The sequence below is a fragment of the Comamonas aquatilis genome, from assembly GCF_965139575.1.
Classification (GTDB): Bacteria; Pseudomonadota; Gammaproteobacteria; order Burkholderiales; family Burkholderiaceae_C; genus Comamonas; species Comamonas aquatilis.
In genome coordinates this window covers 315615-339062 of the sequence record NZ_CBCSIW010000001.1, presented here as the reverse complement: position 1 = coordinate 339062, position 23448 = coordinate 315615, and the positions used below count along the sequence as shown (strand labels likewise).

Below are 23448 nucleotides of genomic sequence, written 5' to 3'. Positions count from 1 at the left end.
GGACGCGCTCAGCACTTGATACCCACATGCAGGGCGCAGATGCCGCCCGTCATATTGTGATAGTCCACATGGCCAAAACCGCATTCCTGCATCAAGGCCTTGAGCTCCTGCTGGCCGGGGTGCATGCGAATCGATTCGGCCAGATAGCGATAGCTCTCGGCATCACCGGCAATCATCTGACCCATGGCCGGCAAGATCTTGAACGAATAGAAGTCGTAGACCTTCTCCAGGGGCTTGGCCACCTTGGAAAATTCCAGCACCAGCAACTTGCCGCCGGGGCGCAGCACCCGGTTCATTTCCTTGAGGGCCTGATCCTTGTGCGTCATGTTGCGCAGGCCGAAGGCCACGCTGACCAGGTCGAAGTGACCATCAGGGAAAGGCAGCTTTTCCGCATCGCAGACCAGCGTCGGCAAAATCACGCCCTTGTCGGTGAGGCGATCGCGCCCCACGCGCAGCATGGCTTCGTTGATGTCGGTGTGCACCACCTGGCCGGACATGCCGACCTTCTTGGAAAAAGCCAGGGCCAGATCGCCCGTGCCGCCCGCTATATCCAGCGCCTTATCGCCTTCCTTGAGGTTGGCAACCATGACGGTATATGCCTTCCAGGCACGATGCAGACCACCCGACATCACGTCGTTCATGACGTCATATTTGGAGGCCACGGAGTCGAACACGCCGCGTACGCGACCGGCCTTCTCGCTTTCATCAACTGACTGGAATCCGAAGTGTGTGGAGCTCATAACGATGAATGCTAAGCAGGCAGTGCCGAGGCGTACAGCGACAACCCCGTGCGACTACAGGCTTTGAAGCACTATGGTTTTATAAAAGAATCAGCCTCAAGCCCTTGATATGAAAGCGCTATTAGCTACGTTAAATATAGCACCAGAACACATAACCCTGCGTCTTGCACAGCGGCCTTGTGGTGCTTGCAGCACGATTAGCAAGCATGACGCGCAAATGTCTGCACCCTCAGATGCACGGAATGCGCGGCGCCTGCGCCTTCAGTGAACGCTGCAGCCGTGGCCGCCGGCACTCTTGCCAGGCATGGGCGTATCGCGATCCAGGCCCGCTTCCTGCAAGCGCTGCAGATACTGTTGCCACAGCGCATCCTGCTGGCTGCCGAGCTGATAGAGGTATTCCCAGGTATACAAACCGCTTTCATGGCCATCACTGAAAAACGGCTTGATGGCGTAGTTGCCCACGGGCTCGATGGTGGTGATGCTGACCTCGCGCTTGCCCGTCTGCAGCACTTCCTGGCCCGGGCCATGGCCCTGCACCTCGGCCGAAGGCGAGTACACGCGCAGCAGCTCGAAAGGGATGCGAAAGGACTTGCCGTCCGAGTAAGACACTTCCAGCGCGCGCGAAGCGCCATGCACGGTCAGCGACTCTGGCAAAGGGGTGTTGGCTTGCAATCCGGCCATGATGTTCTCCTTCAATGGATAAAAGGGCGGCACATAGCCGCCCTTTCTCGCAATCTCGATCTCTTATGCCGCCCAGGTATTGAGCGCGGCAACCAGCGCCGCATCGACCTGGGGCAGCCGCTGGACAAGCTCGGATTCCCGCTGCTCGTCGCGTCCGCGCTGGGCGCCCGCCCAGATGGGCGCGGGAAAATGGCTGTCCCAGTCATAACGGGCAATCACATGCCAGTGCAGATGGGCCACCATATTGCCCAGCGCCGCCAAGTTGATCTTGGTGGGCGAGAGCTGCTCGCGCAGCACGCGCTCCACCACGGTCACCGCTTCCATGCACAGGCTGCGATCGGCAGCGCTCAGGTCCGAGAACTCGGCCACATGCGCAGTCCAGACCACGCGGTAAAAGCCGGGAAAGCCCGCCTCCTGGGCACGGATGACGCGCAGCTTGGCACCGCTCCAGATGAGGGTACCGCCGTCGCTGTCACACAAAGGGCATGTTGCAGGGATGCTCATGACTTGCCTTATACCAAGACGCGTTCGATGCCGCCCTGATTGGCGCGATCCACGTATTCGGCCATCCAGTTCTCACCCAGAATGTCGCGCGCCATCTCGACCACGATGTAGTCGGCTTCGAGCAGACCGTTGTTCAGGTCATTGCCGTAGCGCGACAGGCCTTGCAGGCAGCTGGGGCAGCTGGTCAGAATCTTGACGTTGTCCTTGACACCCAGCTGACCGTTGTCACGCAACTCGGCCTCGCCCTTGCGGATTTCTTCGGTCTTGCGGAAACGGATCTGGGTGGAGATATCGGGACGCGTCACGCCCAGCGTGCCGGACTCGCCGCAGCAGCGTTCGCTCTTGAGCACGTTATCGCCCATCAAGGCCTTGACGGTCTTCATGGGGTCCTGCGTCTTCATGGGCGTGTGGCAGGGGTCGTGGTAGAGGTAAGCACCCTTGTTTTCCAGGGTGATGCCTTTTTCCAGCAGATATTCATGGATGTCGATGATGCGGCAGCCAGGGAAGATCTTGTCGAACTCGTAGCCCTGCAGCTGGTCGTAGCAGGTACCGCAGCTCACCACCACGGTCTTGATATCGAGGTAGTTCAGGGTGTTGGCCACCCGGTGGAAGAGAACACGGTTGTCCGTGATCATCTTCTCGGCCTTGTCGAACTGACCGCTGCCGCGCTGGGGATAGCCGCAGCACAGATAGCCTGGCGGCAACACCGTCTGCACACCCGCATGCCATAGCATGGCCTGCGTGGCCAGACCGACCTGGCTGAACAGACGCTCGGAGCCGCAGCCGGGGAAATAGAACACCGCCTCCGTATCCGCACTGGTTTTCTGCGGGTTGCGGATGATGGGCACGTAATCCTTGTCTTCAATATCCAGCAAGGCGCGCGCCGTCTTGTTGGGCAGACCGCCGGGCAGCTTCTTGTTGATGAAGTGGATCACCTGCTCCTTGATGGGCGCCGTGCCCACCGATGCGGGCGGATGCGCCGTCTGCTTCTTGGCGAAGCTTTGCAGCACGTCGGCAGCCAGACGCTGGGCCTTGAAGCCCACGCCCACCATGGCGGTACGCATGAACTTGATGGTGTCCGGATTGGTGGCGTTGAGCATGGTCATGGCCAGCTTGTTGCCGGGACGGAAGCTCTTCTTGTCCATCTTGCGCAGCAGATTGCGCATATTCATGGTCACATCGCCAAAGTCGATCTTGACCGGGCAAGGGTTGAAGCACTTGTGGCAGACCGTGCAGTGATCGGCCACGTCTTCAAACTCCTGCCAGTGCTTGATGGACACACCGCGGCGGGTCTGCTCTTCGTAGAGGAAGGCTTCCACCAGCAGCGAGGTGGCCAAAATCTTGTTGCGGGGCGAATACAGCAGATTGGCGCGCGGCACATGGGTGGCGCACACGGGCTTGCACTTGCCGCAGCGCAGGCAGTCCTTGACGGAATTGGCAATCGCACCGATATCCGACTGCTGCATGATGATGGACTCATAGCCCATCAGGCCGAAAGACGGCGTGTAGGCATTGGTCAGATCGGCAAACATCAGCGACTCGCGCGGCGAGCGCCCGTCGTGGCTTTGATGCGCCGAAGCATCCCACTCTTCATTGCGGATCAGCTTGCCCTTGTTGAAGCGCCCTTCCGGGTCCACCTTCTTCTTGTAGGCGGCAAACGGTGCCAGTTCGGCGTCCGACAAGAACTCCAGCTTGGTGATACCGATGCCGTGCTCGCCCGAGATCACACCATCCAGACTGCGCGCCAGCTTCATGATGCGGGCCACGGCTTCGTGCGCGGTCTGCAGCATTTCATAGTCATCGCTGTTGACGGGAATGTTGGTGTGCACATTGCCATCGCCGGCATGCATGTGCAGCGCCACCCAGACGCGGCCCTTGAGCACCTTCTGGTGAGTGGCATTAACCGCAGCCTGCAGCGGCTGGAAGGCCGCACCCGCAAAAATCAGGGACAGCGGCTCCTTGAGCTGGGTCTTCCAGCTGGCGCGCAGCGTGTGGTCCTGCAGTTGCGGGAACAGTGTTGCCACGCCATCCAGCCAGCCTTGCCACAGCTCGCGCACCTCGGCCACCAGAGCCAGCGCCTGGTGCACGCGGTCTTCCAGCAGTTCGGCCGCAGGAATATCGCCTGCATCATCTTGCTTGCCCAGGGGCAGATCGCCATGCCTGAAAAAGTTGGCCAGCTCGTCGCAGAGCTTGAGCTTGTTGCGCAGGCTCAATTCGATATTGATGCGCTCGATGCCGTCGGTGTACTCGGCCATGCGCGGCAAAGGAATCACCACGTCTTCATTAATCTTGAAGGCGTTGGTATGGCGCGAGATGGCAGCCGTGCGCTTGCGGTCCAGCCAGAATTTCTTGCGCGCCTCGGCACTGATGGCAATGAAACCTTCACCGTTGCGCGAATTGGCAATGCGCACCACTTCGCTGGTCACGCGGGCCACTTCATCGGCATCGTCGCCGGCGATATCGCCCAGCAGCACCATCTTGGGCAGCTTGCCGTTGCCCTTTTTGCTCTTGGTCGCGTAACCCACGGCCTTGAGGTAGCGGTCGTCCAGATGCTCCAGACCGGCCAGCAGCACGCCCGAGCGTTTTTGCTCGGCGAACATATAGTCCTTGATCTCGACGATGGAGGGCACGGCATCCTTGGCGTTGCCAAAGAACTCCATGCACACCGTGCGGGTGTGGGCCGGCATGCGGTGCACCACCCAGCGGGCGCTGGTGATCAGGCCGTCCGTGCCTTCCTTCTGAATACCGGGCAGGCCAGCCAGGAATTTGTCCGTCACATCCTTGCCCAGGCCTTCCTTGCGGAAAGTCTGACCCGGGATATCCAGGCGTTCGCTGCGAATATGGGTCTTGCCATCGGCTTCGAAGTACTTCAGCTCGAAGCAGGCCATTTCGGCATCGTGAATCTTGCCCAGGTTGTGATCCAGACGCGTGACTTCCAGCCACTGCGCATCGGGCGTCACCATGCGCCAGGACACCAGATTGTCCAGCGCCGTACCCCAGAGCACGGCTTTTTTGCCGCCGGCATTCATGGCCACGTTGCCGCCGATGCAGGAGGCTTCGATGGAGGTCGGATCCACCGCAAACACATAACCGCCGCGTTCGGCCGCATCGGCCACGCGCTGCGTCACCACGCCGGCTTCCGAGAAGATGGTGGGCACATCGTGGTCCACGCCGGGGATGCGGCGCATTTCCACCTCGGTCAATGCTTCCAGCTTTTCGGTGTTGATCACCACCGAGCGCCATGTCAAAGGTATAGCACCACCCGTATATCCGGTGCCGCCTCCACGCGGAATAATGGTCAAACCCAGCTCGATACAGCCCTTGACCAGACCGGCCATCTCGGCTTCGGAGTCGGGCGTCAGCACCACAAACGGATATTCGACACGCCAGTCGGTCGCGTCGGTCACATGGGCCACGCGTGAGAGGCCGTCAAACTTGATGTTGTCCTTGGCCGTGTAGCGGCGCAGCGTCTTCTGCGCGCGGCGGCGCAGCTGCTCTGCCTCGACAAAAGTGGCATTGAATTCGTGCACGGCACGGTGGGCCGCTTCCACCAGTTGCCCCACCAGCTGATCGCGCGCGGCGTCACCCTGGGGTTCGCGGCGCTTATCGATCTCGGACAGACGGTGGGCCAGCGCTTCCACCAGGGACTTGCGGCGGCCGGGGTTATCCAGCAAATCGTCCTGCAGATAAGGATTGCGCTGCACAACCCAGATGTCTCCCAGCACCTCGTAGAGCATGCGAGCCGATCGACCTGTACGCCGCTCCTGGCGCAGCTGGTTGAGCACATCCCACATGGATGAGCCCAACAGGCGAATCACGATCTCACGGTCAGAGAACGAGGTGTAGTTATAGGGAATTTCTCGCAGTCGTGCGGGTTCGGCAGCCGGGGCATGCAATGCGGCGGCCAGCGCAATCGGTACATTCATGGGGGTAGACCGTGTTGGGCGTCTGACAGCGCCCCTAAGCCAGTGGGACGCAGATTTTATGCGAGCCGGCCTGCTCATGCAGCCCTGAGGACTCTCCTGTGGGAAAGCGTCTCCTCACCAACGAGAGCAGGCCCGGCCTGCGCTATCACAAATTCTGCATCTGCACCGGAAGCTGCATCACAGGCAAAGTGCATTTCAAGCCTTTGCGCTCTGGGTGCTTTATGTCGCATCAAGACCACGAAGTTCGGGAATCCACCCGTAAAAGCAACCAGTTGCGAAACAAAAACAACCCAAACCGAAAACATGACAACTTGAAACGAAATTGTCTTGACCTAGAATGGCGCAACTTCGCGCATAAGCAAGAGTCATTTTGTTGTCATGCAACTGTAAAACAGCGGGTTTGGCCTGTGGTCTTGCGTGGAGTGGATGAAAACAATGACACGCATATGTCACACGTATAACCTAATGTGCAGCACTGCACATTTCGTCACCGAACGTTAGAGGAGCTTTCATGCAATTCAAGCAACTGGCCCTGGCCGCTGCCGTCGCCGCCACCGCCTTCTCGGCACAAGCCACCACCGAAATCCAATGGTGGCATTCCATGACTGCCGTGAACAACGAGTGGGTCAACGACCTGGCCAAGCAGTTCAACGAGAGCCAGAAGGACTACAAGATTGTCCCTACCTTCAAGGGCGTCTATGACGAATCGATGACGGCAGCCATTGCGGCCTTCCGTTCGGGCAATGCGCCTGACATCCTGCAAGTGTTTGAAGTGGGCACCGCCACCATGATGGCTTCCAAGGGCGCCACCATTCCCGTGGGCAAGGTGATGGCCGATGCCGGTGTGTCTTTCGACCCCAAGGCCTACATCCCTGCCGTGGCCGGTTACTACACCGCCCCCAACGGCCAGATGCTGAGCTTCCCTTTCAACAGCTCCACCACCATCTTCTACTACAACAAGGACGCCTTCAAGAAGGCCGGCCTGAACCCCGACGTCGCCCCCAAGACTTGGCCTGAAGTGTTTGCAGCTGCCAAGAAGCTCAAGGAAAGCGGCCACAGCTGCCCTATGACGCTGGCATGGCAGGGCTGGACCCAGCTGGAGTCCTTCTCCACCTGGCACAACGTGGAGTTCGCCACCGAACACAATGGTCTGAGCGCCAATGGCTACAAGGCCCGCCTGAAGATCAACTCCCCTCTGCACGTCAAGCACATCGATAACCTGGGCGCCGCAGCCAAGGCCGGTGAGTTTGTGTACAAGGGCCGCGCCTCGACGGCACAGGCATCGTTCACCGCCGGTGAATGCGCCATGATCCAGACCTCGTCCGGCTTCTACGGCGACGTGGCCAAGAATGCCAAGTTCAGCTACGGCCTGGCTCCCCTGCCCTACTACCCCGATGTCAAGGGCGCTCCTCAGAACACCGTGATCGGCGGCGCTTCGCTGTGGGTCATGGCCGGCAAGAGCCCAGAACGCTACAAGGGCGTGGCCAAGTTCTTCGAATTCCTGTCGCAAACCAAGGTGCAGGCTGCTTCGCACCAACGCACAGGCTACCTGCCCGTGACCATGGCCGCGTATGACCTGACCGAAAAGTCCGGTTTCTACGCCAAGCACCCCGGCACCGACACGGCTGTGACGCAGATGATCCGCAAGGTGACCGACAACTCGCGCGGTATCCGTCTGGGCAACTATGTGCAGATCCGCACCATCGAGGATGAAGAGCTCGAACAAGTGTGGGCAGGCAAGAAGACCGGCAAACAAGCCCTGGACTCCATCGTGAGCCGTGGCAACGAACTGCTGGCCCGCTTCGAGCGCTCCTACAAAAACTAATCCCCTTGGCATCTTGCTGATGCCATAAGGCCTGCAGTGCCCCAATCCGGGGCACTGCGACCACAACACCCCGTGTGCTGCATCCTGGCTCCGGCGGTTTTTTTATTTGTGAATCCTTATGGAAAAACGCGTACTTTTCCGATCCGGATGGCTGCCCTGGGTGCTGATAGCCCCCCAGCTATTGATCATTGCCATCTTCTTCTTCTGGCCCGCAGGACAAGCCGTGCTGCAGTCCTTCCAGATGGAAGATGCATTCGGCATGAGCACCGAATGGGTGGGCCTGGACAACTTCCGCCAGCTGTTCAGCGACCCCACCTATCTTGAGTCTTTCAAGCGCACAGCGCTGTTCTCGGTTCTGGTGGCTGGCGTCGGCATCACGGTGTCTCTGGCCCTGGCTATTTTTGCGGACCGCATCGTGCGCTTCGCCATGGTCTACAAGACCTTGCTGATCGTCCCCTACGCCGTCGCCCCCGTGATTGCCGGCGTGCTGTGGGTGTTCATGTTCTCGCCCTCCATCGGCGTGGTGGCGTATTTCCTGGGCAAGCTGGGCTATACCTGGAACCACCTGATGAATGAAGGCCAGGCCATGACACTGATTGTGCTGGCCTCGGTGTGGAAACAGATTTCCTACAACTTCCTGTTCTTCCTGGCAGGTTTGCAATCCATTCCCAAGGCGCTGATCGAAGCCGCCTCGATTGATGGTGCTGGCCCATGGCGCCGCTTCTGGAACATCCAGCTGCCGCTGCTGTCGCCCACCACCTTCTTCCTGCTGGTGATCAACATCGTCTATGCCTTCTTTGAAACCTTCGGCATCATTGACGCGGCAACCCAGGGCGGCCCGGGCCAGTCGACTTCGATTCTGGTCTACAAGGTCTATCAGGATGGCTTCAAGGCGCTGGACCTGGGCGGCTCTGCAGCCCAGTCCGTGATCCTGATGCTGATCGTGATTGTGTTGACCGTGATCCAGTTCCGCTATGTGGAAAAGAAGGTGCAGTACTGATGCGCCGCTTCTCCCTGTCCCCCATAGCTTCAAATTCCGTGAACCTGGAGTCCACTCATGGTTGATCGCAACCCCTGGCTCAACATCATCTCCCACGCCGTATTGATTCTGGGCGTGGCCATCGTTGCCTTCCCGCTGTATCTGGCTTTCGTCGCTTCCACCCACACGGCCGATGCCATCGTGCAGTCGCCCATGCCGCTGCTGCCAGGCATGCACCTGTGGGAAAACTACAAGGAAGCCCTGATCGGCTCCGGCAAGCTGGGCTCCAGCACCAACGTCGTCCACATGATGTGGGTGAGCTTTGTCGTCGCCATGATCATCACGGTGGGCAAGATCGCGATCTCGCTGCTGTCGGCCTTCGCCATCGTCTACTTCCGCTTTCCCTTCAAGATGATCTGCTTTTGGGCCATTTTCATGACCCTGATGCTGCCCGTGGAAGTGCGTATCCTGCCCACTTACAAAGTAGTGGCGGAGCTGGGCCTGTTGAACAGCTATGCCGGTCTGTCCCTGCCGCTGATCGCATCGGCCACGGCCACCTTCCTGTTCCGTCAGTTCTTTTTGAGCGTGCCGGACGAGCTGGTGGAAGCGGCCCGCATTGACGGCGCCGGCGCCATGCGCTTTTTCAAGGACATCCTGGTGCCCCTGTCGCGCACCTCGATTGCCGCGCTGTTCGTGATCCAGTTCATCTACGGCTGGAACCAGTACCTGTGGCCGCTGCTCATGACCACCTCGGAAGACATGTACCCCGTGGTGATCGGCATCAAGCGCATGCTGGCCGGCGGTGAAGCCGCCGTGGACTGGAACATCGTGATGGCGACCGCCATCATTGCCATGCTGCCACCGACCCTGGTGGTGATGCTGATGCAAAAGTGGTTTGTCAAAGGCTTGGTGGATACCGAAAAGTAATCCCCGCCTGCCCATCCACCATCTTTTGACCGATTGAACAAGACACCGTTATGGCATCCATTTCCCTCAAGAACATCGTCAAGCGTTACGGCACCGGCAAGGCTGCCGTGCCCGTCATCCATGGCGTGAACGCTGAAATCAAGGACGGCGAATTCGTCGTGCTGGTCGGCCCCTCGGGCTGCGGCAAGTCCACTTTGCTGCGCATGATTGCCGGCCTGGAAGAAATTACCGGCGGCGATCTGATGATTGGCGACAAGGTCGTCAACAACCTGGAACCTGCCAAGCGCAACATCGCCATGGTGTTCCAGAACTACGCGCTGTACCCGCACATGAGCAACTACGAGAACATGGCCTACGGCCTGAAGCTCGCCAAGGTGCCCGAAGACGAAATCAAGCGCCGCGTGGACAAGGCCGCCAAGATTCTGGAGCTGTCTCACCTGCTGGACCGCAAGCCCCGCCAGCTGTCGGGCGGCCAGCGCCAGCGCGTGGCCATGGGCCGCGCCATCGTGCGCCAGCCTCAGGTTTTCCTGTTTGACGAGCCGCTGTCCAACCTGGACGCCAAGCTGCGCGGCCAGACCCGCATCGAAATCCAGAAGCTGCACGCCGAACTGGGCATCACCAGCCTGTTCGTGACCCACGATCAGGTCGAAGCCATGACCCTGGCCCAGCGCATGATCGTCATGAACGGCGGCTATGTAGAGCAGTTCGGCACCCCCGAAGAGGTCTACCACACGCCCGCCTCGGTGTTTGTGGCCGGCTTCATCGGCTCGCCACCCATGAACCTGCTCAAGAAAGCCCCCAATGGCAAGGCCGGTCAGATTCTGGGCATCCGCCCCGAGCACATCGATCTGGTGGATGCCGGCGGCTGGGACTTCAAGGTCGATACCGTGGAACTGCTGGGCGCCGAACGCCTGCTGTACGGCAAGGTCGGCGGTGAAGACGTCACCGTGCGCGTGGAAGAAGGCAAGCCCTTCCCCAAGCCCGGTGAAACCGCCCGCATTTCCGCCCGCGAAGACCGTCTGCACTGGTTCAATGCCGAAACCGGCAAACGCATCTGACAGAACGTTTACACGCCCTGCGAACCACGTTAATCGCTACTGATTAATCTTGAAGAGCGCCCAAGTCCTGCACTTGCGGCGCTCTTGTCACGTTGGCACAAGTTCAATCGATCATGACTACTGCTTTGAAACCCTGGCCCTATCCCCGTTGGGTCGCTCACCGCGGCGCCGGCAAGCTGGCTCCCGAGAACACCATGAGCGCCTTTCGCCTGGGCGCCCACCACGGCTACCGCTTTTTTGAATGCGATGCCAAGCTCAGCAAGGACGGCGTGCTGTTTCTGATGCACGACGCCACGCTGGAGCGCACGACCACCGGCCACGGCATAGGCGGCGAACTGACCATGGGCCAGCTGGCCCAGCTCGATGCCGGCAGCTGGCATTCGCGTGCCTACACGGGCGAGAACCTGCCTACGCTGGAGGCTCTGGCCCGCTGGTGCCTGGCCAATAATCTGCACCTGAACGTGGAAATCAAGCCCACCCCAGGCCAGGAAGAGGAAACCGGGCGCGCCTGCGGCGAGCTGATGAACCGCATCTGGCCCAAGGACATCGTCCAGCCTCTGTTCACCTCATTCAAGCCGGCGTCGCTCAAGGGTGCAAGGGATGTGGCACCGCAGGTGCTGCGCGGCCTGCTGGTCGACAAATTTGCCGATGGCACAGGCGATGCGGATCTGCTGATCGCACTGGAACTGGACTGCTCGGCCATGGTGCTCAACCACGGCCTGTGGAACCGCGAGCTGGTGACCAAGGTGCATGACGCCGGTCTGCGCTGCAGCAGCTACACGGTCAACGATGAATGGGCCGCCCAGCGCCTGATCGATCTGGGCACGGACGGCATCATCACCGATCGCGTGGACATGTTCAGCCCCTCGCAAACCGGCATGGCTATCTAAAACAGAAGCAGATAGCGCTTGTTTTTCATGAGTTCCAGGCATAAGAAGGCCTGAAATTCAATAAACAAATGCGCTAGACGCTACTGAATCAAGAGCATCAAAAAAGCCCGACCGCTTTCAAACGGCCGGGCTTTGGCTTTTCAGCAAGCGATATCCATCAGTCCATCTTCGTGCCGGAAGCCTTGACCGCCGCCGCCCAGCGCGGCATCTCGCCCGCCAGGAACTTGGCAAACGCATCCGCGCCCAGGAAGGCCGGATCGGCTCCCTGCTCCACCATGCGGCTGCGCACTTCGGGCAGTGTCATGACCTGCTGGAAGGCATTGCTGAGCTTGGCAATCACCTCCTTGGAAGTGCCTGCCGGGGCCAGGAAACCGTAGAAGCCCACCACCTCAAAGCCTTTGATGCCGGACTCGATCACGGTGGGTACTTCAGGCAGGGCCGGGTTGCGCTCCTTGCTGGTCACGGCCAGAGCGCGCACCTTGCCCTGCTTGTGATAGGCGGCGGCCTGCGGAATGCTCTCGGCCATGAACTGCACCTGACCGCCGATCAGATCGGTAAAGGCCGGTGCGCTACCCTTGTAGGGAATGTGAACCAGATCCAGCGCCGTCGCACTCTTGAACATCTCGGGCACCAGATGGCTGATACCGCCGTTGCCGGCCGAACCGAAATTGACCTTGCCAGGATTGGCCTTGGAGTACGCAATGAACTCCTGCAGCGTGTTGGCAGGCACCTTGTTGTTGACCAGCAGCGCCAGCGGCTGCATGGCGGTGCGCGCCACGGGAACAAAGTCCTTCAAGGTGGCATAGGGCAACTTGGGATAGAGCGCGGGGTTGATCACCATCACACCGGTATTGGCCAGCATCAGCGTGTAGCCGTCGGCAGGCGACTTCATCACGTCCTGCGCCCCCACGGCACCGCCGGCACCGGGCTTGTAATCCACGATGATGGGCTGGCCCAGCACGCCTTGTAGCTTGTCGGTCAGCAATCGCGCATGCTGATCCAGCGGACCGCCGGCGGGAAAGCCAACGACCAGGCGAATGGGCTTGCTGGGAAAGGCATCGGCTGCCTGTGCGGCCAAAGAGCCCAGCAAACCGGCGGCCGCCATCAGGCCGGCCAGACTGCGGCGTGTGATTTTTTTCATTGTTGTCTCCTCGTTGCGAAAAATGGGAAGCCGCATGCACCCACCCCGAATGCAATGCGGCTTTGTTTAGAGTTTAGCGGCGCAAGCAGACTCAAGCGGCCGCGCCACATCAGCAATTACCCATGAAAAAGCGCCTCCCTCGGGAAGCGCTTTTGGCGGTGCTGACTGGAATCAGCGTTTGGGCTGCCAGACCAGCGCCTTGTTCTGAACCTCGGCCACCTGGACGATGGACAGATTCTGCGCCGTTTCGTCACGGCGCTTGGCCGCTTCGCCACCCAGCTCCATGGCGGCCAGGTTGTACCAGAAGTAGGCTTTGGCGGGATCGCGCGGCACACCCTGGCCCTGCGCATAAACCATGCCCAGGTTGTACTGAGCGGCGGCATCGCCTTGCTCGGCTGCGCGCTGGTACCAGTGCACGGCCTTGCCGTAGTCGCGGGCCGTGCCCTGGCCTTCGGCGTACATCACACCCAGACGATTCTGGGCTGCGGCATGGTTTTGCTGGCCGGCTTTTTCATACCAGCGCAAAGCCTGGGCCGGATTGGCAGCCGTGCCCTGGCCATCGGCATACATGCGTGCCACGTTGAACTGGGCTGCGGCATCGCCTTTTTCGGCAGCACGGGTGAACCACTGCAAAGCGGTGGCATAGCTTTGCGGCACGCCACGGCCTTCGGCATAAAGAGTGCCGATGTTGTTGGTTGCGGCGGCATGGCCTTGGTCGGCCGCCTTGCGGTACCAGACCAGGGCGGTATCAAAGTTCTGGGGCGTGCCCAGGCCTTCGGCATACACGGTGCCCAGGTTGTACTGGGCGTCGGCATGACCCTGATCTGCTGCGCGCTGGAACCACTGGGCCGCAAACGCCGGGCTGTAGACCACGCCCAGACCGTACAGATACAGACGACCCAGATTGTTCTGGCCGTCGGGGTTCCATTGCTCGGCACTTTTTTGCAGCCACGAAGCCGCCAGGCTGTAGTCGCGCGGCACGCCTGTGCCATCCATATACATGCGACCCAGACTGTTCTGGGCACGCGCATCGCCTTGCTCGGCCGCGCGCTGCAGCCACTGTGCAGCCTGTGCAGGGTCGCTCTTCACACCCAGGCCGTCGGCATACATGGCGCCCAGCTGATTCTGGGCTTCGGCATGGCCTTGCTCGGCCGCTTTCTTGAACCAGTCTGCCGCCTTGAGCGGATTGGCCTCCACGCCATTGGCCTTCATATAGCGCTGACCCAGCTCGAACTGGGCCACCACATGGCCTTGAGCGGCCGCTTTTTCCAGCCACTGGGCCGCTGTTCCATAGTTCTGGGGAACGCCCTGACCGTCCTGGTACAGGCGGGACAGGTTGTATTGCGCAATGGCATTGCCCTGCTGGGCAGAACGCAGATACCACTGAGCCGCTTCGCGGTAGTTTTGTGGCAGGCCCTGGCCAGCGGCATAGGCCACGCCCAGGCTGTTTTGCGCACCGGCATGACCTTGGACGGCCGCCTTGCGGAACCACTGGGCCGCCATGGCCGCGTTCTGTGGCACGCCCTGGCCATGGGCATACATCTCGCCCAGCTGGTTTTGCGCTTTGGCATCACCGCGCTCGGCCGCCTGCAGCGGGCCGGAAGCGGCCGTGGAGCGCGCTCCTGGCACGGGCAAGGGCCCGTATTGCAAACGGCTGTTTTCGAATTGCGGGCCGGTGGCGCTGTTACGGGCATCGCGCATGAAGTTCATGCGTCCTTCCGCACCGACTTGCGCTGTAGCGCTCTGGGCAATGGTGGCCAGACTCGTTATGACCAGCGCAGCGATGGGGGTGAATTTCATTCCAGTAGATTTCCTTGATGTGCCTAGTTACATCAGAGACATGAAGACACTAACCAGCGAGCGTAACTGATTCCCACCCAGGATTGGTGACGGAATGGGCTGTCGCGGCTTCTGAGCCACAGTCTTTTGCTACTTTTTTCTCAAAGACCCAGGCTGCTTAGACAAAAAAACACCCGGCGAACCGGGTGCTTTTCTTGGTTTTTTGCAGCAAGTTAGCGCAGCTTGCCCGCTTCTTGCCGCACATAGTCGGCAACCACGGCCATCAACTGCCTGAAATGCTGCTGCAGAGGGACAAACCCGGCATTGGGCTCACGCGTGTCCTCGTTCATATAGACGGGGCGGCGAATTTCAATCTGCAGCGAATGGCGGTTGAGCTGCGGCTGGCCTATGCGCCCAATCAGCTCCACGCCCTTGTAAGGCTCGTTATAGGCCACGCTGTAGCCAAAGCCGGCCAGCGTCTCGCCTATCAGCCGAATGAACTCCGGCGCACAAGTCGTGCCGTCGCGGTCGCCCAGCACAAAGTCGGCCAGCGGCGGGGCATCGGTACGACCCAGGCGCTGGTAGACGTCATTGGGCATGGAATGCAGATTCAGATGCCAGACAGCACCAAATCGCGCCACGCTGGCATCGATGGCCTGCGCCAGCACCGCGTGGTAAGGCCGCCAGTAGCGGGCAATGCGCTGTTCAAGCTCGGCCACCGTGCGTTTGCGCTCGTATAGCGGCGTGGCAACACCGTCCTTGCTGATGCGCTGCCAGATCAGGCCCAGGCCTTGCTGGGTCTTGATGCTGGGCGAAAGCGCGACCGGCCATTCGCCCTCGATCTGTGCCGGGTCCAGATCGGACTCGTTGCGGTTGGGATCGATGTAGGTGCGCGGGAAAGTGGCCTCGATCAGCGTGGCGCCGAATTGCGGCCAGCGATCCCATAGCGTGGCCACATGCGTGTCCTCGCCACGGCGCAGCAGGCTCATGGGCACGGCATGGCCGAAATCGGCCGGATAGGCCGTTCCGCTGTGGGGCGAGTCGCATACCAGCGGCAAGACCTCACCCAGAGGCAGGTGGAGGACGACCGGTTCATCCGGCCGCGCCTGCAAAAAGTCGGCTTGTTGCATTCAGAGCGTCCGCATCAGTCCAGCTTGATATTGGCGCGCTTGGCCACGGCCGTGTAGCGGGCGATCGCAGCCTTGATCTGCTGGGAGAACTGCTCGGGCGTGTTGCCCATGGATTCGCCTGAAATGGACTTTTGCTTTTCCAGGTAGTCAGGCATGGCCATGACTTTGTGAGCCGCCGCATTGAGCTTGTCGATGATGGGCTTGGGCGTGCCGGCGGGCGCCACCAGACCAAACCAGCCGCCATCGCCCATGGGCGCGTAGCCCAGTTCGGTATAGGTGGGCACATCGGGCAGCACGTCGGCGCGCTTGAAGGCCAGCACCGCCAGAGGGCGCAGTTGTCCATTCTTGATATGAGGCAGCGTCGAAGGCAGGTTGTCCGTCATGGCATTCACCTGGCCGCCCAGCGCATCGGTAATCGCCTGGCCTGCGCCCTTGTAGGGAATGTGCAGCAGATCGATACCGGCCAGGTTCATGAAGTTCTCGATATTCGCGTGGCCCAGCGAACCCGTGCCCGGCGAGGCAAAGCTGTACTTGCCGGGATTGGCCTTGGCCAGGGCGATGAACTCCTTCATGGTCTTGGCTGGCACGCTGGCATTGACCACGAACACGCTGGGCACGCTCATCACATTGGTGATGGGAGCAAAGTCCTTGATCGCGTCATAGGGCAGCTTGCGAAAGATGGCGGGGTTGGAGCCGTGGGTGGACACCGTGGCCATGCCTATGGTGTAGCCATCGGGCGCGGCCTTGGCGATTTCGGAGGCACCGATGGAGCCACCCGCACCGCCCTTGTTATCCACCACGACCGACTTGCCCAGCACCGTGCTCATCTTCTCGGCCAGCAAGCGGGCCACCATGTCGGTGGAGCCGCCGGCACCAAAAGGCACGACCAGGCGAATCGGACGGCTGGGGTAATCGGCGGCGCTCTCTGCGGCGAACACGGCAGGTGCTGCGGCAGCCACTGCGGCGCAGGCAGCGATGGTGGACAAAACAGTGCGACGAACGGTGCTACGAACAGCCATGCGGCTTCTCCTTGGTTTTTTTGCTGGACGGTTATGACATCGGATGCGTAGACATCCGACCCTCGTCAGGATTCTGTGGGCCTGCTTGATTCAAGAAAAGCGACAAGATGGCACGCAAGTATTACCAGCCGTCATAATTCGCTCCGTCATGCGCATGCACTCGCCCTCTCTATCAGAACTTCACGCTTTTGCAGCCGCTGCCCGCCTGGGCAGTTTTTCTCTGGCCGCGCAGGAGCTATACGTTACCCAGGGAGGCATCAGCCGCGCCGTGGCTCGACTGGAAGAACATCTGGGCTTTGCCCTGTTTGAACGCCAGGGCCGACGCAACACGCTCACCGCTGCCGGCCAGACCTATCTGCAAGCGGTGGAGCCGGCCATCACCGCCATCGAAGCAGCCTCGGCCGCCGCCCGCAAGCGCCGCCATGGCCCGCAGCTGCGGCTATCGGTGGCGCCCACGATATTCAGCCACTGGCTGATTCCGCGCCTGCCGGATTTCAGCGCCCGCCACCCCGGCGTCATGCTGTCCTTTGCGCCCTACAAGCGCGACGATGCCTTGAACGCCCCCGAAATCGATGCCTGGATTCGCGTGGGCAGCCGCTGGCCGGTCGATATCCATGCCGACTATGTGATCGGCCGCGACCTCATTCCCATCTGTCATCCGCGTGAGCTGCAAGGCCCGCAGGCGATTCAAACCGCCCAAAACCTGCTGACCAGGCCACTGCTGTTTCATACCAATTACCCGGGCAACTGGGCTTGCTGGATGCAGGCCCAGGGCATTACAGAGCCCTGCCCGCCGCCGGCGGCAGACTTTGAAACCGTGGCCTTGCTGACCCAGGCCGTGGCCGCAGGCATGGGCGTGGCCGTGGTGCAGCGCTGTCTGGTGGAAGAGGATCTGGCCTCGGGCCGCGTGGCCCTGGCCTTGAACGCGCCGGTGCATATAGAGCGCGGCTACTTTCTCTGCCGTCCGGCGGGGCGATCGCCGTCCACAACGCTTGAACAGTTCAGGCAATGGGTGCTGGAGCAGGCTGCGCCTCGGGCAATACCGCCTCAAAAGCTTGATTTAGCGCAAAACACCTTAACGCCAGGCTTTGGAAAGAACCCACTGACATAAGGCACTTGACAAGACCAGCAGTGCGTAAGTGGCCATTTTCCCGTCGCGTCCCAGCCACCATAGACCGGCCAGCAAAACCAGACATCCGACAGCAAAATTGATAGCTATCTGCGCTTTATAACCAAGGGCTACACCTTGATTCATCTTGAAAATTCGTGCACAGCTCACCATGCCCAGAGCCATGAAAAAAGCCGGGGCCAGCCAGTTCAGCAAATGATTCACGCTCGCCAGCAGATCCACGCTCACCACTCCGATTCCAAGGCAAAGAACTCGGGTGCTACCCAAGACGGTCTTAAATTTTATAATCTCAGGCTATGGCAGTCTGGGCTCTAGGCATCAATCACCACACGGCCCCGCTTGATATGCGGGGTCGGTTTGCGTTCGCGCTCGATCAGATCGCGCCAACGCTGCAGGGCCTGCGCAGCTCTCTGGGTGGTGCCAACCGCCCCCATGACGCCATAGAAACGGCCATTCTCTCCACCTGCAACCGTACCGAAATCTACTGCGCCGCCGACACGGCCGCCATGGACCACACGGTCAACTGGCTGGCCCACAGCGGTGGCGTGCACCCCGAGCTGCTGCGCCAGCACTCCTATCTGCTGCAGGACGGCTCCGTCGCCCGCCATGCCTTCCGCGTGGCTTCCGGCCTGGACTCCATGGTGCTGGGCGAGGCGCAAATCCTCGGCCAGATGAAGAACGCCGTGCGCGCTGCCGAGACGGCTGGTGCCCTGGGCACCACGCTCAATCAGCTGTTTCAGCGCAGCTTTGCCGTCGCCAAGGAAGTGCGCTCCTCCACCGAGATCGGAGCCCACAGCATCTCCATGGCCGCTGCCGCCGTGCGTCTGGCAGGCCAGCTGTTTGAAGACCTGTCCAAGATCCGCATCCTGTTTGTGGGCGCGGGCGAGATGATCGAGCTGGTCTCCACCCACTTTGCGGCACGCAGCCCCAAGCAAATCACGATTGCCAACCGCACCATGGAGCGCGGCGAGAAGCTGGCGGCCCAGTTCGGTGCCGATACCATGCGCCTGGCCGATCTGCCCGAGCATTTGCACGAGTACGACGCCATCATCAGCTGCACAGCATCCACCCTGCCAATCATCGGCCTGGGTGCTGTGGAGAGTGCTCTCAAAAAGCGTAAACGCCGCCCTATTTTCATGGTTGATCTGGCCGTACCCCGCGATATTGAAGCCGAGGTCAAGCACCTGAACGACGTCTACCTCTACACCGTGGACGATCTGGCCACCGTGGTCCGCACCGGCCAGGCGCATCGCCAGGCCGCCGTGGAGCAGGCCGAAGTCATCATCGACACCGGCGTGCAGAGCTTTATGAGCTGGCTGGACCAGCGCAACCCCGTGGGCGGCACGGTCGCACTGATACAGCAGGTCAACGCCCAGGCCGACGAATGGCGTGCCCTGGAAATTGCCCGCGCCAAAAAACTGCTGGCCAAGGGCGAAGACATAGACACCGTGCTCGAAGCCCTGTCGCGTGGTCTGACGCAAAAAATGCTGCACGGCACCATGGCCCAGCTGCACAAGGGCGATGCCGACCAACGCGCCCAGACGGCCGATACCGTGGCGCGCCTGTTCCTGCGCCCCGGCCGCAACGACTCCGGCTCCCAGAACTCACTTTAGCGGCGCCAGCCCGCTGGTATGCAGGCTGCCCACAACAGGCGCAGCCTTCCGGCCTCTAGCCCTGACGCGGTTCCGCGTCACGGCTTCTCGCTTCTTCCCCCTTTCTATCCGGATGCCTGCTCTGGCGCAGTGCCATCCTCAGCCCCACAAGCCCTATGCAAGACTTTTTGCGCAACCAGCTCGAACGCTATGCCCAACGCCTGGAAGAGCTGGACTTTCTGCTCTCGCGCGAAGACATCATGGCCGACATGAAGCAGTACCGTTCCATCTCGCGTGAACACGCCGATGTGACGGCGATTGCCAGCCGCTACCGCCGCTACCAGCAGACCGAAGCCGACCTGACCACGGCCCGCGAAATGCTGGCTGACCCGGATATGGCGGAAATGGCCCAGGAAGAAATCGCCAACGGCGAGGCCGAGCTGATCAAACTTGAAAGCGAGCTGCAGCGCATGCTGCTGCCCAAGGACCCGGACGACGCCCGCCCCGCCTTCATGGAAATCCGCGCCGGCGCAGGCGGCGACGAGTCGGCCCTGTTTGCCGCCGACCTGACCCGCATGTACACCCGCTACGCCGCCAACGTGGGCTGGAAAGTGGAAGTGATGAGCGCCAACGAAAGCGAGCTGGGCGGCTACAAGGAAGTGGTGCTGCGCATCGAGGGCGACAATGTCTACGGCGCTCTGCGCTTTGAATCGGGCGGCCACCGGGTGCAGCGCGTGCCTGCCACCGAGACCCAGGGACGGATTCACACCAGCGCCTGCACCGTGGCCGTGATGCCCGAGCCCGACGAGGCCGAAGCCATTACGCTCAACCCCGCCGACCTGCGCATCGACACCTTCCGTGCCAGCGGCGCCGGCGGCCAGCACATCAACAAGACCGACTCTGCCGTGCGCGTGGTGCACTTGCCCACCGGCATCGTGGCCGAATGCCAGGACGGCCGCAGCCAGCACAGCAACAAGGCCAAGGCCTTGCAGGTGCTGCAGGCACGCATCCAGGAAAAGGAACGCAGCGAGCGGGCTGCCAAGGAGGCCGCCATGCGCAAGGGCCTGATCGGCTCCGGCGACCGCAGCGACCGCATTCGCACCTATAACTTCCCGCAAGGGCGGCTGACCGACCACCGTATCAACCTGACGCTGTACAAGCTGCTGGCCGTGATGGAAGGCGATCTGGGCGATGTCATCCAGGCCTTGGCCCATGCCCGCGAAGCCGAATTGCTGGCCGAACTCGAACTGAACTGAACTGAACTGAGATGAAACACCTGCTGCCGCGACTGGGATGCCTTCTGCTGTCCAGCCTCTTTCTGGCAGCAGCCGTCACCTCCAGCCATGCACAAGCGGTGCGCAAGCCCTCGGCTTACGAGTCGGGTGCCGGCGCTGCAGTGGATGCAGCCGCCAACCGCGCCAGCCCCGGTGATCTGGCGGTGCTGACCAGTCAGGCCGACTTCGAGCGAATGGCCAGGGTGTTCGACCCGGCCAGCCCCGCAGCCATGCCCCATGTGCTGTTTGTGATTGACCGACAGGCTCGGACCAAAGCACCGCAGCTGCATTTCATCAACACGCCGCGCTACGCCTTTCACGAAGATTTTCTGCGTGCCAAAGGCCTGCTGCGCGGCGGCAAGGCCGAGCTCAAGCGCAACTACCTAGAGGCCAAGCGCCGTTTCATTCTGGGCACGCTGAGCTGGCAGCCTGCGCTCAAGGGCTTCAGCTACGAATTCTGGGAAGGCGACCAGCTCACCCCCGAGCTGCTGCAGATCACGGCCAAGGCACTTGCCTGCGGCTTTTTCGCGCCGGTGCGCTTCAAGGCCAATGCCACGGCGCAGGAAGCCGTGGCTCAGACCGCAGGCCTGGAGGCCGTGACCCAGGCCCAGCTCTTGGGTGCACAAAGCTTTTTGCCGCTCAATACCGGCCGCGCCGTGGGTAGGCTGCGCATTGTTGCGTCCGTGGATGCGGTGCATGACTTGCATCCGCAGGACATTGTGCTGCTGCGCGAAGTTCCCATCAGCCTGCCGCCGGTGGCCGGCGTGCTGACGGAGCGCCCCTCCACCATGCTCTCGCATGTGAATTTGCTGGCGCGCGGCTGGGGTGTGCCCAATGCCTATGTGAAGGACGCCAGCCAGAAGCTGGCGCAGCTCAACGGCCAGTGGGTGCTGCTGGAGGTCAAGACCTCGGACTACCAGCTGCGCGCCGCTACCGAGGCGGAGCGCCAGAGCGCCCAGAACCAGAGCGGCCGCAAGCCCTCCAGCGGCAAGCCCTTGCTGATCCAGCCCGATCTCAGGCACAGCGAACTGCTGCCCCTGGCCCAGCTGCGCAGCGCGGACCGCAGGCGCTGCGGCGCCAAAGCCGCCAATCTGGGAGAGATTCAATCCGCCCGTCTGCCCGATGTGAGCGTTCCCGACGGTTTTTGCATCCCGTTTGCCGCCTATGCCGACTTCATGCGCGGCAACGGCCTGAGCGAACGCATTGCCCGCATGCGCCAGCAACCGGGGTTTGCTACGGATTCAGGAGTTCGCAGACAAGCACTATCTGCGTTGCGGGCCGAAATCGAGCAATGGCCCATACCGCAGTCGGCAGCCGACAGCTGGGTCCAGCGCTGGAGCGGCCAGCTCGCCGGCCAGGGCGTGTTTGTGCGCAGCTCATCCAGCTCCGAGGATTTGCCCCAGTTCAGCGGCGCAGGCCTGTACACCACCGTTCCCAATGTGCGCAGCGCCGGCGATCTGGCGGCTGCCGTGCGCAAGGTCTGGGCCTCGGTCTATAACTTCGAGGCCTGGGAAGCCCGCCAGGCCGCCGGCATAGCCGAGCAGCAGGTCTTCATGTCCGTGCTGGTGCAAAAAGCCGTGGACTCCACCGCCTCGGGCGTGATGATCACCCGCGATCCTTTCGATGCCAGCCGCCGCCACACCACCTATATCGCGGCCAAGCGCGGTCTGGGCATACGCGTGGTGGAAGGCAAACGGGTGGCCGAGCAGATTCTCTACTCCAGCCGCAGCAAGGCCGTGCAGCTGCTCAACCGCTCCGATGACGATGTGGCGCTTCAGCTCGATGCCAGCGGCGGCGTGCGCGAAGTGCCGGTAGCCGCTGGTCGCGCCGTGCTGGACGACCGCCTGGTCCAACGCCTGGCCCGTGCCGGCGCGGGCATCAAGCAACGCTTTGGCGGCAGGCAACAAGATATTGAGTGGGCCGTGCAAGGCGATCAGATCATCATCTTGCAAGCCAGGCCCTTCATCAACGCAGCCAACCAACAGACTTTGAAATGACGATCTCCATTGCACAGGCCTTGAGCGCCGCCCGCCAGGAAGGCATGGAGCGCACCGATGCGCAGATCCTGCTGCTGCACACGCTAGGCCGCGGCCCAGGCGATCGCGCCTGGCTCATCACCCACGATACCGACCTGATCAGCCAGGCTCAGCAGCAGCGCTGGCAGCAGCTGTGCGCGCAGCGCCGGCAAGGCGTGCCCGTCGCCTATCTGACGGGACACAAGGAGTTCTACGGCCTCAGTCTCGCCGTGGACGGCCGCGTGCTCGACCCCCGCCCCGATACCGAAACCCTGGTGGACTGGGCGCTGGAGCTGATGCCCCAGCACACCGCCTGCCGTGTGGTGGACCTGGGCACCGGCAGCGGCGCCATCGCCCTGGCCCTGCAAAGCCAGCGCCCTTCGGCCCAGGTGGTGGCTGTGGATGCCAGTGCCGATGCGCTGGCCGTCGCCCAGAGCAATGCCCGTCAACTGCAGCTAAAGGTGCAATTTGCCCACGGCAGCTGGCTGGAGCCGCTGCTCGGACAGCCGCGATTTGACCTGATCGTCAGCAACCCGCCCTATATCCGCAGCGACGATCCGCATCTTGCCGCCCTGACCCATGAGCCGCTGTGCGCCCTGGCCAGCGGCGAGGACGGTCTGGCCGATATCCGCCACATCATTGCCCAGTCCCCGGCCCAGCTGAAGCCGGGCGGCTGGCTGCTGTTCGAACATGGCTGGGACCAGGCCGAAGCGGTGGCACAGCTGCTGCGCCAGGCGGGCTTTGCAGCCGTCCAGCACCGCCTTGATCTGGCAGGTATCGCCCGTTGCACGGGCGGTCAATGGCTGGCGTCTTGAAGCTGCGCTGCGCGCCCTTATCTT

Annotated in this window: 19 protein-coding genes; 10 read left to right on the top strand and 9 right to left on the bottom strand. The window is 61.6% G+C overall.

The genetic code is table 11. The annotated features are described in order from the left end of the window. Positions 1-8: 8 nt before the first annotated feature. From ubiE to ACNAZA_RS01505, 4 genes are all read right to left on the bottom strand, one after another. Positions 9-740 carry a bifunctional demethylmenaquinone methyltransferase/2-methoxy-6-polyprenyl-1,4-benzoquinol methylase UbiE gene (gene ubiE, locus ACNAZA_RS01520; RefSeq protein ID WP_120966419.1) on the bottom strand — a complete coding sequence of 244 codons (732 nt, stop codon included), beginning with the start codon at positions 738-740 and terminating at the stop codon, positions 9-11. Positions 741-1001: 261 nt separating this feature from the next. Then, positions 1002-1421 (bottom strand): gamma-butyrobetaine hydroxylase family protein, encoded by a 420-nt coding sequence (locus ACNAZA_RS01515; RefSeq protein ID WP_415794626.1) that lies wholly within the window; start codon positions 1419-1421, stop codon positions 1002-1004. Between the two features lie 63 nt (positions 1422-1484). Beyond that, positions 1485-1925 carry an HIT family protein gene (locus tag ACNAZA_RS01510; protein ID WP_415794625.1) on the bottom strand — a complete coding sequence of 147 codons (441 nt, stop codon included), beginning with the start codon at positions 1923-1925 and terminating at the stop codon, positions 1485-1487. An 8-nt stretch (positions 1926-1933) separates the two neighbouring features. Continuing rightward, positions 1934-5851, bottom strand: a complete 3918-nt coding sequence (locus tag ACNAZA_RS01505) for a DUF3683 domain-containing protein (RefSeq protein WP_415794624.1) — start codon at positions 5849-5851, stop codon at positions 1934-1936. 511 nt (positions 5852-6362) lie between these two features. Between ACNAZA_RS01505 and ugpB the strand changes: the two genes are divergently transcribed. From ugpB to ugpQ, 5 genes are all read left to right on the top strand, one after another. Continuing rightward, on the top strand, positions 6363-7676 hold the full coding sequence (gene ugpB, locus ACNAZA_RS01500; RefSeq protein WP_415794623.1) for a sn-glycerol-3-phosphate ABC transporter substrate-binding protein UgpB: 1314 nt from the start codon (positions 6363-6365) through the stop codon (positions 7674-7676). A gap of 118 nt (positions 7677-7794) precedes the next feature. Then, positions 7795-8676, top strand: coding sequence for a sn-glycerol-3-phosphate ABC transporter permease UgpA (gene ugpA, locus ACNAZA_RS01495; RefSeq protein WP_120966415.1), 882 nt, complete (start codon positions 7795-7797; stop codon positions 8674-8676). A 57-nt stretch (positions 8677-8733) separates the two neighbouring features. Next, positions 8734-9582 carry a sn-glycerol-3-phosphate ABC transporter permease UgpE gene (ugpE, locus tag ACNAZA_RS01490; RefSeq protein WP_120966414.1) on the top strand — a complete coding sequence of 283 codons (849 nt, stop codon included), beginning with the start codon at positions 8734-8736 and terminating at the stop codon, positions 9580-9582. A gap of 50 nt (positions 9583-9632) precedes the next feature. Further along, entirely contained in the window at positions 9633-10640 is a 1008-nt protein-coding gene (locus tag ACNAZA_RS01485) for a sn-glycerol-3-phosphate import ATP-binding protein UgpC (RefSeq protein WP_415794622.1), read from the top strand. A gap of 113 nt (positions 10641-10753) precedes the next feature. Next, positions 10754-11530 (top strand): glycerophosphodiester phosphodiesterase, encoded by a 777-nt coding sequence (gene ugpQ / locus ACNAZA_RS01480; RefSeq protein ID WP_415794621.1) that lies wholly within the window; start codon positions 10754-10756, stop codon positions 11528-11530. Between the two features lie 157 nt (positions 11531-11687). On the opposite strand, the gene ACNAZA_RS01475 is transcribed toward ugpQ, so the two are convergent. From ACNAZA_RS01475 to ACNAZA_RS01460, 4 genes are all read right to left on the bottom strand, one after another. Then, a complete protein-coding gene (locus ACNAZA_RS01475; protein WP_415794911.1) occupies positions 11688-12635 on the bottom strand; it encodes a Bug family tripartite tricarboxylate transporter substrate binding protein in 948 nt (315 codons plus the stop codon). A 207-nt stretch (positions 12636-12842) separates the two neighbouring features. Next, complete coding sequence (locus tag ACNAZA_RS01470) at positions 12843-14471, bottom strand: tetratricopeptide repeat protein (protein ID WP_415794620.1); 1629 nt, start codon at positions 14469-14471, stop codon at positions 12843-12845. 212 nt (positions 14472-14683) lie between these two features. Then, positions 14684-15580, bottom strand: a complete 897-nt coding sequence (locus ACNAZA_RS01465; protein ID WP_415794619.1) for an N-formylglutamate amidohydrolase — start codon at positions 15578-15580, stop codon at positions 14684-14686. Positions 15581-15594: 14 nt separating this feature from the next. Next, positions 15595-16599 carry a tripartite tricarboxylate transporter substrate binding protein BugE gene (locus tag ACNAZA_RS01460; RefSeq protein ID WP_415794618.1) on the bottom strand — a complete coding sequence of 335 codons (1005 nt, stop codon included), beginning with the start codon at positions 16597-16599 and terminating at the stop codon, positions 15595-15597. A 148-nt stretch (positions 16600-16747) separates the two neighbouring features. On the opposite strand from ACNAZA_RS01460, the gene ACNAZA_RS01455 reads away from it, so the two are divergent. Then, complete coding sequence (locus tag ACNAZA_RS01455) at positions 16748-17710, top strand: LysR substrate-binding domain-containing protein (protein WP_415794617.1); 963 nt, start codon at positions 16748-16750, stop codon at positions 17708-17710. Here ACNAZA_RS01455 and ACNAZA_RS01450 read toward each other — a convergent pair. After that, on the bottom strand, positions 17675-17950 hold the full coding sequence (locus ACNAZA_RS01450; protein ID WP_415794616.1) for a hypothetical protein: 276 nt from the start codon (positions 17948-17950) through the stop codon (positions 17675-17677). The two genes, ACNAZA_RS01455 and ACNAZA_RS01450, sit on opposite strands and share 36 nt — an antisense overlap. Positions 17951-18024: 74 nt before the next feature. Here ACNAZA_RS01450 and hemA point away from each other — a divergent pair, with 74 nt between their 5' ends. The 4 genes from hemA to prmC all read left to right on the top strand — a co-directional run bounded on the left by hemA (position 18025) and on the right by prmC (position 23424). After that, the gene (hemA, locus tag ACNAZA_RS01445; protein WP_120966406.1) at positions 18025-19341 is read left to right on the top strand and encodes a glutamyl-tRNA reductase; all 1317 of its coding nucleotides are present in this window, start codon (positions 18025-18027) and stop codon (positions 19339-19341) included. Positions 19342-19496: 155 nt separating this feature from the next. Then, entirely contained in the window at positions 19497-20576 is a 1080-nt protein-coding gene (gene prfA, locus ACNAZA_RS01440; protein ID WP_415794615.1) for a peptide chain release factor 1, read from the top strand. An 11-nt stretch (positions 20577-20587) separates the two neighbouring features. After that, positions 20588-22591 (top strand): PEP/pyruvate-binding domain-containing protein, encoded by a 2004-nt coding sequence (locus tag ACNAZA_RS01435; RefSeq protein ID WP_415794614.1) that lies wholly within the window; start codon positions 20588-20590, stop codon positions 22589-22591. After that, complete coding sequence (gene prmC, locus ACNAZA_RS01430; protein ID WP_415794613.1) at positions 22588-23424, top strand: peptide chain release factor N(5)-glutamine methyltransferase; 837 nt, start codon at positions 22588-22590, stop codon at positions 23422-23424. Before ACNAZA_RS01435 ends, prmC begins: the two co-directional genes overlap by 4 nt. Positions 23425-23448 lie beyond the last annotated feature (24 nt).

Excerpts from the sequence above, each read along its gene's own strand:
- ubiE (WP_120966419.1), bottom strand. The coding sequence starts at position 740 with ATGAGCTCCACACACTTCGGATTCCAGTCAGTTGATGAAAGCGAGAAG.
- ACNAZA_RS01515 (WP_415794626.1), bottom strand. The coding sequence starts at position 1,421 with ATGGCCGGATTGCAAGCCAACACCCCTTTGCCAGAGTCGCTGACCGTG.
- ACNAZA_RS01510 (WP_415794625.1), bottom strand. The coding sequence starts at position 1,925 with ATGAGCATCCCTGCAACATGCCCTTTGTGTGACAGCGACGGCGGTACC.
- ACNAZA_RS01505 (WP_415794624.1), bottom strand. The coding sequence starts at position 5,851 with ATGAATGTACCGATTGCGCTGGCCGCCGCATTGCATGCCCCGGCTGCC.
- ugpB (WP_415794623.1), top strand. The coding sequence starts at position 6,363 with ATGCAATTCAAGCAACTGGCCCTGGCCGCTGCCGTCGCCGCCACCGCC.
- ugpA (WP_120966415.1), top strand. The coding sequence starts at position 7,795 with ATGGAAAAACGCGTACTTTTCCGATCCGGATGGCTGCCCTGGGTGCTG.
- ugpE (WP_120966414.1), top strand. The coding sequence starts at position 8,734 with ATGGTTGATCGCAACCCCTGGCTCAACATCATCTCCCACGCCGTATTG.
- ACNAZA_RS01485 (WP_415794622.1), top strand. The coding sequence starts at position 9,633 with ATGGCATCCATTTCCCTCAAGAACATCGTCAAGCGTTACGGCACCGGC.
- ugpQ (WP_415794621.1), top strand. The coding sequence starts at position 10,754 with ATGACTACTGCTTTGAAACCCTGGCCCTATCCCCGTTGGGTCGCTCAC.
- ACNAZA_RS01475 (WP_415794911.1), bottom strand. The coding sequence starts at position 12,635 with ATGGCGGCCGCCGGTTTGCTGGGCTCTTTGGCCGCACAGGCAGCCGAT.
- ACNAZA_RS01470 (WP_415794620.1), bottom strand. The coding sequence starts at position 14,471 with ATGAAATTCACCCCCATCGCTGCGCTGGTCATAACGAGTCTGGCCACC.
- ACNAZA_RS01465 (WP_415794619.1), bottom strand. The coding sequence starts at position 15,580 with ATGCAACAAGCCGACTTTTTGCAGGCGCGGCCGGATGAACCGGTCGTC.
- ACNAZA_RS01460 (WP_415794618.1), bottom strand. The coding sequence starts at position 16,599 with ATGGCTGTTCGTAGCACCGTTCGTCGCACTGTTTTGTCCACCATCGCT.
- ACNAZA_RS01455 (WP_415794617.1), top strand. The coding sequence starts at position 16,748 with ATGCGCATGCACTCGCCCTCTCTATCAGAACTTCACGCTTTTGCAGCC.
- hemA (WP_120966406.1), top strand. The coding sequence starts at position 18,025 with ATGGCAGTCTGGGCTCTAGGCATCAATCACCACACGGCCCCGCTTGAT.
- prfA (WP_415794615.1), top strand. The coding sequence starts at position 19,497 with ATGCAAGACTTTTTGCGCAACCAGCTCGAACGCTATGCCCAACGCCTG.
- ACNAZA_RS01435 (WP_415794614.1), top strand. The coding sequence starts at position 20,588 with ATGAAACACCTGCTGCCGCGACTGGGATGCCTTCTGCTGTCCAGCCTC.
- prmC (WP_415794613.1), top strand. The coding sequence starts at position 22,588 with ATGACGATCTCCATTGCACAGGCCTTGAGCGCCGCCCGCCAGGAAGGC.